Consider the following 11,574-nt stretch of genomic DNA (forward strand, 5'->3'; position numbering starts at 1 on the left):
ACAAGCGCCGCAGCGACCTGCTCGACACCAACCTCGACCTGCTGGACGACATCGGCGACGACGCCGAAGACCTCGCCATCATCCTGGCCGAGATCCACGCCAACCGCCACAGCGTCGAAGCGCTGAACCGCATCGTCGACACCTACAGCGACCAGGTCGTGTCCTAACCCGCAGTGAGCGACACTGAACCCGCGTTGATCGCGGGTTCAGTGTCGCCGAGGGGCCGGCGCGACGCGACGCGGCGCTACCGACGCAGGTAGACCACGGCCCGCACGCCCCGCGGCAGCCGCTTGCGCCCGAACTTCGGCACGCCCCCGTTTTGCGGGCAATCCCAGGGCCCTGGCGGCGACGAGGATCGTGATGATCGCGCCGAAGCCGAGGATGAGGCCGAGCAGCAGCGGGCTGCGCGCGTCGGTGCCGGCCATCAGGGCGTGGATGCCGCCGAGGACGAAGGCGAGCGAGGCGAAGCGATGGGCCGAGCGCCAGCGGCGGGCGCCGATGCGGCGGCGTTGGTAGAAGGAGAGGCCGAAGGCGGCCAGGCAGTAGAAGGCGATGATGCCGAACCCGGTCCAGAGCGGGCGGTAGCCCATCGTGAAGGGCACGAAGATGCCCGTCACCCCCGGGTGCAGCCATGGGTCGGCGAGCAGCAGCAAGCCGTGCGCGGAGATCGCGACCAGGCCGGTGATCGCCAGGCGCTCGTGCCAGGGGCGCATGCGCGCAGCGGTCGCCGGCTTGACGAGCTTCAGCGCCGAGACGAGGCCGAGGATCGCGACGATGCCCAGCGCCGTGAAGCCGACGATGCCGGCCGCCCGGCTGGCCAGCCACCAGGTGTAGTTGAAGGGGTTGAGCATGATGATGGCCTTCTCTTAGGCCACGGCGGCCAGGTTGCGGACGGCGTGTTGGGCAGCGCGCTGCAAGGCAGGGATGACCTCGACGGCACCGTCTTCGTGCACGAGCACGCCGCCGAGCGCGGCCAGCGCCCGGCGGGCGCCGCGCGGCCCGCGCAGCAGCGCGACCTTGGCCAGCACCTCGGCCTCCAGCGCACTGCGTCCGACGGCGGTCGCGGCCAGCAGGCCGGTCCACGCCGGCCGCCCGGTGGAGGGGTCGAGCAGATGGTGGGCCGGCGCGCCGTGCTCGTCGAGCCACAAGCGCCGGTGGATCCCGGAGGTCGCGACCCCACCGCCGCCGAGGTGAAAACGGTGAGCGATCTCATCGGTCAGCGGATGGGTCACCACCACCTCGTGCGGCCCGCCACCGCCGTGGCCGAGCGCGAGGTCGCCGCCAACGTCCACGATGAAGCGCAGGCCGACGAGGCGCGCAGCGACGAGGTCAGCCGCCAGGCCCTTGCCGAGGCCCCCGCTGTCGAGCACGACACCCGGTGGCCGGCGGATCGTGCCGGCGCGGCGGTCGACGCCGAGGGCCTGCCAGCGCGCGGCGGGATGGGGCGAGGCGGCCGCTCGGGGCGGAGCGGCCGCCAGCGCCTCCGACAGGGGAGCCGGCTCGCCGGCCCAGTGTCGGTCGTATCCCGCCTGGGCGAGCTGCGCGCCCAAGGTCATGTCCACTAGACCGCCCGAGAGACGCCCCGCCCACGCGCCGGCGCGGATCAGCGCGCGGACGTGCTCGTGGGCGGGCAGTTCGGAGCGCGCGTCGTCGGTCAGCGCGTTGAGGTCGGAGGCCGAATCAAACCGCGTCCATCGGCGCTCGAGCTCGACGAGCAGCGCCTGCGCGTCGGCGGCCGCGTGCTCCAGGCGCGGTGAGGGCTCCGGACCGGCCACGCGATCGGCGAGCACGAGACGCCCGTGCGAGCCCATGGTCGGAAAGTGACGGTCAAGCAGGCTCATGACGCGCTCGTGCTCGGGCTGGGGGTGGAGGAGACGGCGCCGGAGGAGTCACTGCCGGACGACGAGGACGAAGACGATGAGTCATCCCCCAACGAGCCCGACGACGATCCGTCGTCGCTCGACGACCCGTCGTCGTAGCTGCCCGACGACGAGCCGTCGCTGGAGGACGACGACGAGTCATACGGGTCGTTCGACGTGGTCGACGAGGTCGTGCTCGACGACGCCTTCGTCTTCGCCACCCTCGCCAGCGCCGGGTCATCACCATCATGAACCCGAAGCGCCAGCACGCCGAAGATGGCGACGAAGCTCGCGATCGCTCCCGCGGCGAAGCGGCGAGCGCTCGGAACACGACGGCGGCGGCGGGGCGGGCGCTGCTGTGGGGTGGCAGGCTCTTGCGGCATGACGTCAGGATCGACGCCGGACCTGAAGTCGTCCTGAACTGCGCCTGGGCGTTTCCTGAGCCGCTAACGCCGCAGGTAGACCACGGCCCGCACGCCCTTGGGCAGTCCGTGGCGCCCGAACTTGGGCACCGGCGCGATCCGCTGGAAGCGCGGATCGTGGTTCAAAGCGCGCTCCCACTGCGGCGCGCGGTGGCGGATCTCCGCGGTCCACGGCGCACCCCAGCGGCCGGTGCGGATGATCGGCTGGATCAAGATCAGGTGCTGGCCGGGCGTGACCTCGGGCGCCAGCTTGTCCAGCGTGCGCTTCGGCCCGGCCGCCTTCAGCCGGTCCAGCGCGTCGCGCCAGTCAAAGACGCGGTTGTCGCTGACCGGCCCCAGCGCGTCGGCCCAGCGGTAGCCGTCGCCGAGGTAGTAGCGCATCGTCGGGCCGTACTCGGGGTGGATCGCGACGACGAGGTCGCGCGGCGCGATCAGCCCATCGTCCTGCAGCGTGCGGGCGACGCGATAGGCATCGCTCTTGCCGCGGATCGACCGCTCGTGCGGGTTCCACCACAAGAACAAGACAATCGCCAGCGCGACCAGCCCGACCTTGCCGAAGCGCACGATCCCCGCGCCGACCAGCAGCAGCGCCGGCCCGACGAAGATCGAGAAGTAGCGCGTCGCCCACGCCGGGGAAGCCTGCGAGGCCAGCCACGCCAGCGCCACCGCGACGCCGAGCGTCACGCCCAGCGCGACGACGGTCCGCGAGCGCTCGCGGGTGGCGGGACCTTCTTCCCCACCGCGCAGCACCGCCAGCCCCCCGGCGGCCACGACCGTCAGCAGCAGCGCGGTCGACACGCCGCCGACGAGGTTCTGCAACCCCTGGATCAACCCGTTGAACGGCGGCGTGTCCGACCACGGCGCGCCGGTGTGCTTGGCCTGAAAGAGCAGCGTCGGCAGCCACGGCAGGTACAAGACCACCAACACCCCGAAGCCGATCAGCCCGTCGCGCAGCAGCGGCTTGCGCTCCGCCTCCGGCGCCGTGCGCCACAGCACCAGGAACGCCGCGCCCATGCCGACGCCGAGGAACAGCCCCCAGTTGTGGGCGTAGACGGTCAGGGCCGTCAGGACGCTGAACGGCACCAGCCAGCGCCGGTCGCGCACCGCGTAGGCCATCGCGAACGCCGCGCTGCTGGCCAGCCCCAGGAAGGCGACCAAGGCGTACATCCTGGTCTCTTGCGCGTAGTACGTCAGGAACGGCAGCGTCGCGCAGAGCGCCGCGGTCGCCCAGGCGGCGCGCTCGCCGAACAGGCGGCGGCCCGCCAACCAGCCCGCCGGGATCGTGAGCGTCGCGAAGAGAACCGACAGCGCGTGCGTGCGCGACTCGCCATCGCCGCCGACCACGGTCATCCAGACGTGGAGCAGCATGTAGTACAACGGCGGCGAGCCGTCCTTGCGCAGCACGCCCGGGATGTCGAAGAGCGGGTGGTGGGCAATGCCGACCGACAGCCCTTCGTCGATCCAGAACTTCGCGGTGATCGCGTGGGTGCGCAGCCACACCGACAGGGCCATGATCGCCAGGACGCCGAGGGTGCGCAGCACCGCGGGGCGGCGCCACAGCGCGACGCCGGACGCCTTGGCGCCGGCGCGTTCCTGCGCCACCGCGCTCACGCCGTCGGGCTCCCGCATGCGGTCACGATCCGCCACTTCGACCCCGTCGCGGCCGTCCGCTCGTCACCGACGCCGCGCAGCGACGGCACGGGTCGGCTGTGGCCCGTGGTCTTGACACGGAAGACGACAGCCGGGCGGGTCGGTACGAGGGAGACGTCCTGTGTGTGCACGTGAAGGTTCCAGGCCACGACGGGCACCAAGAACGGTCCGGTGAACGGCCTGCCACAGGCCTTCAGCTGATCCGCGCCGCCCGCCTCGCGCACGAGACCGGGCAGCTCGTCGGCCAGGTCGGCCTGGTACTGCAGGCCGCGCATCATCGGCGCGAAGTTCTGGAAGCTCGGAAACGCGAAGCCAAGGCCGATCGCCGCCGCGACGACGACCACCAGCGCGCGTGCCTGGTGCTTGCGCGCCAGCGCCGGCAGGGCCCGACCCGCAAGCTCGATGATCCGCTCCAGGCCCCATCCCGCGCCGGCACCGCCGAGGACGACCAGCAACGCGACCGGCGCGATCAGGTAGCGCTGGTTGCCCGAGAAGCCGTCCGAGGTCATGTAGGCGACGAGCCCCAGCCAGCAGATCGCCACTCCCGCGAGGAACGCCACCACACGGTCGCGGCGCGCCACCACCATGACCACCGCCGCGACGAGTCCCGCCACCAACGGGGCGGTCAGCATCTCGCTCGCGTCCTCGAGCACGGCGCGAACCGGACTGTCGGCGTAGGTCGGCGCGCCCGGGTTGACGTCCTTGGCGCGGTGGGCGGCGCGCAGCAGGTCGCCCGAGCCCCACCACTCCGGCAGCAGCCAGAGCGCGACGACGCCGGCCCCGGCGCCGAGCACGAGACGGGCCGGCAGCTCACGGCGCCACAGCAGCCACACCCCGTAGAGCCCCAGGAACGGCCACGCCTCGGGCCGCAGCAGCCCGGCGCAGGCCGCGAGCAGGAACGCCGCGCGCCGGTCGCCCGCCAGATGGCGATCGATCGTCGCCAGCAGGAACGCGACGATCAGCCCCTCGGAGTTGCCGAGCGCCGCGTTGCGGATCCACCACGGCGCGATCGCCAGCGCGGCGGCAGCGGCGACGCCGCCCACGATCCCGCCGCCGAGCCGGCGCGAGACCCGGAAGGCAAGGACGACCGCGGCGATCGCGCCCGCACGGGCGACCACGAGCCACAGGTCCGGCGCCCACGAGCCGAAGAGCGAGAAGATGGTGGTGAACAGGACCGGCAGCGGCTTCCACGACGGTCCTTGCGAGGTGACGAGGTCGAGGTGGGTGATCTCGCGGCCCCAGATGATCCACGACCACGGGTCGTAGGTCGGGGCGCTGGGCAACAGCAGCGTCAGCGCGGCGAGCGCGACGCAGATGGCCACCAGCAGCAGGCCCGCGTGCGCCCGCGCACCGGCCAGCGCCGTACCGGACGGCGTCGGGGGGACCTCGATGGCAGCGGAGCGTTCCTCGACCAGCACGGCGGTGAGGAGGGTATGCCCGACAGGGGACGATCTCCCGTGCGCCTTAACGAAGCGCAACGGGGAGCCAACCCCGCCCCACCCCGATCACCAAAGGATGGTCCGACCTAACCGATGGTTCGGGGTTTGGCGCCCAGGGCGCCAGCGGGGCCCCCTTCCGGACTTAGGCTCTCGATCGAGGGCTGACTGAAACGTGACCGAGATCCTTCGTACCCCCGGGCTGCGCCTCGCCGCCGTCGAACCGCCAGGAGTCGTCGCCGACTCCGTGCTCTTCGTCGTCGACGAGCCGTCAGACAGCATCCACGTCGTCCCGCTGCTGCACGCGCTGCGGCGCCAGACGCACGTCAACCCCGTCGTGATCTTCACGAGCGCCGCCACGCGCGAGACGTTCAACGACCTCGCGCTGATGGGCTCGGTGCGCCTGCGCCCCGAGCAGCGCACGCTCGACCTGGGCGCCCACGACCCGACCGAGCGCACGAGCGTCGCGCTGCACGCCTTCGGCGCGATCCTCGACGAGGACCTGCCGGCCGTGGTCGTCCTGGTCGGCGCCGGTGACGCCACGCTGGCCGCCGCGCTGGCGACCGCCAAGGCCGGCGTGCCGATCCTGCGCCTAGACGGCGGCATGCGCGCCGGTGACTGGAGCCGCCCGGACGAGATCAACCGCACGCTGATCGACCGCCTCGCCGACACGGTGCTGGTCAGCGGCCCCGCCGAGGTCCGCACCCTGGAACACGAAGGCACCTTGAACAGCCGCGTGCACGAGGTCGGCAACCTCGCCGTCGACCTCCTGGACCGCTGGCGCCGCCGCGCCGAGGAGCGCGCCGTCTGGAGCCGCATCGGCGTGCGCCCCGACGACTACGCGCTCGTCGTGCTGGAGCGGCGCGAGAACCTCGCCGACGACGAGCGCCTGAACGCGATCATCGAGGCCCTAGCCGTGACGGCCCGCACCCGCCCCGTCGTCTTCGCCGTCCCGGGCTGGGCCAACCCGCAGTTCCGCCGCGACGGCCGCGCCGAGCAGCTGCGCGCGCTCGGCCTGCTCTGCGTCGGGCCGTTGAGCTACGTCGACCTGCTGTCGCTCAAGCTCCGCTCCGCGGGCGTGATCACCGACAGCATCACCGTGCAGGACGAGCTGACCGCGCTCGGGCGCCGCAGCTTCACGCTGGCCGACACGGCCGAGCGCGTCGCGACGGTCACCGACGGCACCAACGTCCTGATCGGCCACGATCCGGCCGACCTGATGCTCGTCGACTTCGACGGCGCGCCCGCACCCGAGGTCGCCGGCGACCCGATCCCGCTCTGGGATGGGTGCACGGGCATCCGCGCCGCCGACGTGCTGGTCAGCAACTACATCTTCGAACGCGCGCTCAGCGTCGAGGTTTAACCTCATGACGGTTGCCGTCCGCGTGGCCCGCACGCACGAGGAGCTCGACGCGCTGGGCGAGGTCTGGCTCGGCTTGCAGCCGCAGTCGATCGACGCGCTGCCCGACGTCTTCGGCGCCGTCCTCGACGGCCGCGACGAGGTGCAGGCCGCCCACGTGGTCGTCGCCGAGCGCGACGGCGCGCCGGTCGCGCTGGCCGTCGGCAGGATCGAGGACCGCACCGCCGAGGCGCGCTTCGGCTATGCGACGCTGCACCGCGCACGGCTCAAGACCCTGACGCTCGTCCACGGGGGCGTCGTCGGCGAGGCGCAGGACCCCGAGGTGATCGATGCGCTGGCCGCCGCCCTGGTCGCCGCCGTCGACGCGCGCGAGGCCGACGCGCTCTTCTTCCACAAGCTCGCGCTGGACTCGCCGCTGCACCAGGCGGTGCTGCGCGCCGTGCCGCCGCGCCGGCGCCAGCGCTTCCTGGCGGTCGACCGCCACTGGACGCGCGAGCTGCCCGACAGCTACGACACGTTCCTGTCGTCGCTGAAGCGCCGCAAGCACCTCAAGTACTACATGCGCCGCCTCGACAAGGAGTACGGCGACCGCGTCACGCTCACCCGTCTGCGCCGCCCCGAGCAGCTCGAGACGCTGCTGACCGACGTCGAGGCCGTCGCGCACCGGACCTACCAGCGCGGCCTGGACGCGGGCTTTCACGCCGAGCGCGATCGCGAGATCGTCCGCACCGGGCTGGCCGCGGGCCGCTACAACGCCTGGGTGCTCTCGATCGACGGCGCGCCGGTGGCGTTCGAGTACGGCGAGCTGCATGGCGGCACCTACTTCCTCGGCGGCAAGGGCTACGTGCCCGAGATGGCCGACAAGAGCCTGGGCAACTACGTCGCCCTGCACGTCCTGGCCCAGCTGATCGGCGAGGGCTCCGCGCAGCGCATCGACTTCGGCTTCGGCGACGCCGACTACAAGCGCTCCTTCGGCGACGGCGGCTGGGACGAGGCCGATCTCACGGTCTACGCCAGGCGGGCTCGACCTCTGGCGATCAACGCGCTGCACTCGGCGATCGTCGGCGCCGACCGCACGGCGCGACGGGTCGCCGGCCGCGACCGCGTCGCCAAGATCAAGTCCCGCTGGCGTTCGCGCCGCGTCCCGACCATGACCTCTCTATCGTCGGAGCCTTCCTCGTGAACCTCTCCTACGCGCTCGTCACGCCGGCACGCAACGAGGCCGAGAACCTCCCGCGCCTCGCCGAGTCGGTGATCGCCCAGACGCTGCCGCCCGCCGCATGGGTGATCGTCGACGACCACTCCGACGACGGCAGCTTCGCCTGGACCGAGGGGCTCGCCGCCGAGCACGCGTTCATCCACGCCAAGGCGTGGGAGGGTCCGAACACCGGCGCGCTCTCCGAAGGGCGCCGCGAGGCCCGCGACCTGCACGCCTTCCGCGCGGGGCTCGACGCGCTGCCGGCGCCGGCCGACGTCGTCATCAAGGTCGACGCCGACACCGCCTTCGAGCCCGACTACTTCGAGCGGCTGCTGGCGAAGTTCGCCGAGCAGCCCGACCTCGGCATCGCCGGCGGCGGCTGCTACGAGCGCGAGGACGGCGACTGGGTCCTGCGCTCCACCGCCGCGTCGCATCCGCGCGGCGCCTCGCGCGCCTACCGCTGGACGCTCGTGCAGGACATCCGCGCGCTGGAGCCGCGGATGGGCTGGGACGGCCTGGACGAGATCAAGGCCGAGCTGCGCGGGTATCGCACGCAGCAGTTCCCGGAGATCGCCTTCCGCCACTACCGGCCCGAGGGCGGCCGCGAGCGCCACCGCCTGCGCGCCCGCGCCGTCAGCGGCCGCGCGTCGTGGTTCATGGGCTACCGCCCGAGCTTCCTGATCCTGCGTGCCCTGCACCGCGCGCGCCGGGACCCGGCCGCCGTCGCGATGATCTGGGGCTACTTCGCCGAGGCGGCCAAGCGCAGCCCGCGCTGCGCCGACACCGAGGTCGTCGCCGCCGTCCGCCAGCGCCAAGCGCTGCAGACGCTGCTGCGCGAGGGCTTCCCCGCGCGCACGTGAGCGGGCCGGCGCTGATCGCGGGCGCGATCGTCGCGGCGGGTGGCGCCGCGGCCGCCGGCGAGGCGGCCACGTATGCGGCCAAGCGGCGCGAGATCGCGGCGCTGCGCGCGCGCTGCCGCCAGGCGGGCGTGGTCTCGTTGACCTTCGATGACGGCCCTGGCCCGGAGCTGACCCCGCGCCTCCTGGAGCTGCTCAAGCGCTACGACGCCCACGCGACCTTCTTCGCCCTCGGCCGCCGCGCCCAGGTGGCGCCGGAGATCCTCGATCGCGTCGCAGCCGACGGCCACGAGATCGGCTGTCACTCGCTCCTGCACCACAACGCGTGGAAGACCGCGCCGTGGGCGGCCCTGGCCGACATCGCAAACGGCTACGCCACGCTGGCGCCGTGGGTCGCGGCCGACGGCCGCTTCCGGCCGCCGAGCGGCAAGCAGACGCTGCTGACCCGCCGTGCCCTGCGCCGTCGCAGCGCGCCCGTGGCGTGGTGGACGATCGACTCCGGCGACACCTTCGACGAGCTGCCTGCGCCCGACATGGCCGTCCAGCGCGCCCGCGCCGACGGCGGCGGCGTCGTACTCCTGCACGACCACAGCGAGGCCCGGCCCGCCGAGCGGATCGACTTCGTGCTCGACGTGACCGAGCGCCTGCTGGTCGCCGCACGCGCCGACGGCCTCGCCGTGCGCCCGCTGCGCGAGCTGTAGCGACCGCGCCACGCGGCGCAGCCCGACGAGCGGCGCGGGCGCCGATCCGTCGGCGCCCGCCCGCCCTTCCCGAGAGCTGCTAAGCGGTGGTAATCAGCGAGCTGTCAAACGGCTGCACGGCGCCGTTGTTCTCCAGCGAGCGCTGGAGCGCCTCCAGGACCTCGACGACCGCAAGGCCCTGCGCGGCGCCGCTGCGCGGCTCTTCGAGCCCGCGAACGCAGCGCGCGAAGTGGCGGCACTGAATCCGCAGCGGCTCCTCGCTGGTGATGCGCGGGATCGACGTGTCGCCGTGGCGCAGCTGGACATACTCGCCGTAGGACGCTGGCTGCCAGGCCTGGCCGTTGCCGTTGCCCGAGTGCGTGACGCCCTTGTTGAAGATCTTGACCTTCTCGTCGGGGTTCATGTCGTCAAAGACGGCCATCTTGTCGGAGCCGACGATCGTCATCTTGCGCATCTTGAACGGGTCCATCCAGGACAGGTGCATGTGCGCGATGACGCCGCTGGGGAACCGCAGCACACCGAAGACGACATCCTCGATGCCCTCGTGGATGAAGCACTGGCCCTGGGCCGAGACGCTCTCGGGCAACTCGCCGACGAGGTGCAGCAGCACCGAGATGTCGTGCGCGCCCAGCGACCACAGGGCGTTCTCGTCGCTGCGGACCTGACCGAGGTTCTGGCGGTTGGTGTAGAGGTAGTGCGTGCGCCCCAGCTCGCCGGAGTCGACGAGCTCCTTGAGCTTGGCCACCGCGGGGTGGTGGACGAGCAGGTGGCCCACGACCATCAGCAGCCCGGCGCGCTCGGCCGCGGTGGCCATGGCACGGGCATCGGCGCTGGTCAGCGCCAGCGGCTTCTCGACGAAGACGTGCTTGCCGGCCTCGATGGCGCGCAGCGCCAGCTGGGCGTGGGTCGGAGCGCTCGTGGCGATCGAGACCGCCTCGACCGTGTCGTCGGCGAGGACCTCGTCGAAGTCGTTGGTGGTGCGCGCCTCCTGGAACTGGCGGCCCATGCGGTCCAGCCGCGCCTCGTCGAGGTCGCAGAGCCACGCGAGCTCGGTGTCCTCCAGCCCGCTCCAGGCGCGAGCCAGGTTGGGACCCCAGTATCCGAGGCCGAGGGCGGCCACGCGGACCGGGTTCGTGCTGAGATCGCTCATCGAGAACCATCGTCCTCTCACCGGCGCCAAAGGGCACCCGCAGCACGGTCAGGAGGCACCTAGCCGATGGTCGGGGATCGGGGGTTTGGCGGCGGGTTTTCGGCCGATCCCTGCGTACAGTCGAAGCCGTGGACATCACCCAGCACCTCGCAGTCCTCGGCCGCTGGCGCAAGGTCATCCTGGCCAGCCTGTTCCTCGGCGTGATCCTGGCTGCCCTCTTCACGATCAAAGTGCCACCGAAGGACGGCAAGGTGGACTGGCGCCGGCCGGAGAAGTGGCAGAGCACGTCACGCATCCTCGTGACGCAGAACGGCTTCCCGTGGGGCCGCACCACGCTCCCCGGCGGCACGAGCGCCGACCTCAACTCGCCGCTGGCCGACAAGAAGGCCAACGCCGATCCGTCCACGCCCGACTACGCCGACCCGTCGCGGCTCTCGCTGCTGGCCGTCATCTACTCCTTCATCAGCCAGTCCAACACGATCCACGACATCGCCGGCACGCGCCTGCCCCCAGGCGGCACGGTCACCGCGCTGCCGCTCAACAACCAGCAGTCGGGCAGCCTGCCGCTGATCGAGCTGACGACCACCGGCTACAGCAAGGCCGCGGCGACCGCGCTCAACGTGGACCGCAGCAAGGCGCTGTCGAGCTACCTGGCCCGCCAGCAGCAGGCCAACGACGTCCCCGACGGCCAGCGCGTCAAGCTCGCGGTGCTCAACAAGCCTGAGGCGACGATGACCTCCTCGCACGGCATCGCGCTTGGCTTCGCCCTGATCTTCCTGGCAGGCGCAGGCGGCGTCGCCGCCAGCTATGTCCTGGAGAGCCTGCGGCTGAGCCGCCAGAACGCCGCCAACGCGGCAGAGCACGGCGCCCTCGTCGAACACCCGACGCTCGGTGGCTCGGCCTCCCTCTCCGACGCACCGAAGCGCAACCTGCGCTGACCC

The 11,574-nt window shown here is 72.3% G+C and carries 11 protein-coding genes; 5 read left to right on the forward strand and 6 right to left on the reverse strand.

Features of this window, described 5'->3' with window-relative positions; all coding sequences use genetic code 11:
- Positions 1–206 precede the first annotated feature (206 nt).
- The 5 genes from VGO10_RS03325 to VGO10_RS03345 all read right to left on the reverse strand — a co-directional run bounded on the left by VGO10_RS03325 (position 207) and on the right by VGO10_RS03345 (position 5,349).
- Positions 207–851 (reverse strand): hypothetical protein, encoded by a 645-nt coding sequence (locus VGO10_RS03325; protein ID WP_327465129.1) that lies wholly within the window; start codon positions 849–851, stop codon positions 207–209.
- A 15-nt stretch (positions 852–866) separates the two neighbouring features.
- On the reverse strand, positions 867–1,841 hold the full coding sequence (locus tag VGO10_RS03330; protein ID WP_327465131.1) for an FAD:protein FMN transferase: 975 nt from the start codon (positions 1,839–1,841) through the stop codon (positions 867–869).
- Positions 1,838–2,242 (reverse strand): hypothetical protein, encoded by a 405-nt coding sequence (locus tag VGO10_RS03335; RefSeq protein ID WP_327465133.1) that lies wholly within the window; start codon positions 2,240–2,242, stop codon positions 1,838–1,840. Before VGO10_RS03335 ends, VGO10_RS03330 begins: the two co-directional genes overlap by 4 nt.
- Before the next feature lie 63 nt (positions 2,243–2,305).
- Positions 2,306–3,910 carry a glycosyltransferase family 39 protein gene (locus tag VGO10_RS03340; protein ID WP_327465135.1) on the reverse strand — a complete coding sequence of 535 codons (1,605 nt, stop codon included), beginning with the start codon at positions 3,908–3,910 and terminating at the stop codon, positions 2,306–2,308.
- On the reverse strand, positions 3,889–5,349 hold the full coding sequence (locus tag VGO10_RS03345) for a hypothetical protein (protein WP_327465137.1): 1,461 nt from the start codon (positions 5,347–5,349) through the stop codon (positions 3,889–3,891). The genes VGO10_RS03340 and VGO10_RS03345 overlap by 22 nt, the downstream gene beginning before the upstream one ends.
- Positions 5,350–5,542: 193 nt before the next feature.
- On the opposite strand from VGO10_RS03345, the gene VGO10_RS03350 reads away from it, so the two are divergent.
- Genes VGO10_RS03350 through VGO10_RS03365 form a run of 4 tightly spaced genes read left to right on the forward strand, consistent with a single transcriptional unit; the run spans position 5,543 to position 9,483 of the window.
- The gene (locus VGO10_RS03350) at positions 5,543–6,730 is read left to right on the forward strand and encodes a UDP-N-acetylglucosamine 2-epimerase (RefSeq protein WP_327465139.1); all 1,188 of its coding nucleotides are present in this window, start codon (positions 5,543–5,545) and stop codon (positions 6,728–6,730) included.
- A 4-nt stretch (positions 6,731–6,734) separates the two neighbouring features.
- Positions 6,735–7,910 carry a GNAT family N-acetyltransferase gene (locus VGO10_RS03355; RefSeq protein WP_327465141.1) on the forward strand — a complete coding sequence of 392 codons (1,176 nt, stop codon included), beginning with the start codon at positions 6,735–6,737 and terminating at the stop codon, positions 7,908–7,910.
- Positions 7,907–8,785, forward strand: a complete 879-nt coding sequence (locus VGO10_RS03360; RefSeq protein WP_327465143.1) for a glycosyltransferase family 2 protein — start codon at positions 7,907–7,909, stop codon at positions 8,783–8,785. The genes VGO10_RS03355 and VGO10_RS03360 overlap by 4 nt, the downstream gene beginning before the upstream one ends.
- The gene (locus tag VGO10_RS03365) at positions 8,782–9,483 is read left to right on the forward strand and encodes a polysaccharide deacetylase family protein (RefSeq protein WP_327465145.1); all 702 of its coding nucleotides are present in this window, start codon (positions 8,782–8,784) and stop codon (positions 9,481–9,483) included. The genes VGO10_RS03360 and VGO10_RS03365 overlap by 4 nt, the downstream gene beginning before the upstream one ends.
- Positions 9,484–9,562: 79 nt before the next feature.
- Here the strand turns inward: VGO10_RS03365 and VGO10_RS03370 are convergent, their stop codons facing one another.
- Entirely contained in the window at positions 9,563–10,633 is a 1,071-nt protein-coding gene (locus VGO10_RS03370) for a Gfo/Idh/MocA family oxidoreductase (RefSeq protein ID WP_327465147.1), read from the reverse strand.
- Positions 10,634–10,761: 128 nt separating this feature from the next.
- On the opposite strand from VGO10_RS03370, the gene VGO10_RS03375 reads away from it, so the two are divergent.
- The gene (locus VGO10_RS03375; RefSeq protein ID WP_327465149.1) at positions 10,762–11,571 is read left to right on the forward strand and encodes a hypothetical protein; all 810 of its coding nucleotides are present in this window, start codon (positions 10,762–10,764) and stop codon (positions 11,569–11,571) included.
- Positions 11,572–11,574: the final 3 nt, after the last annotated feature.

Source organism: Baekduia sp. (assembly GCF_035996765.1).
Lineage (GTDB): Bacteria > Actinomycetota > Thermoleophilia > Solirubrobacterales > Solirubrobacteraceae > Baekduia.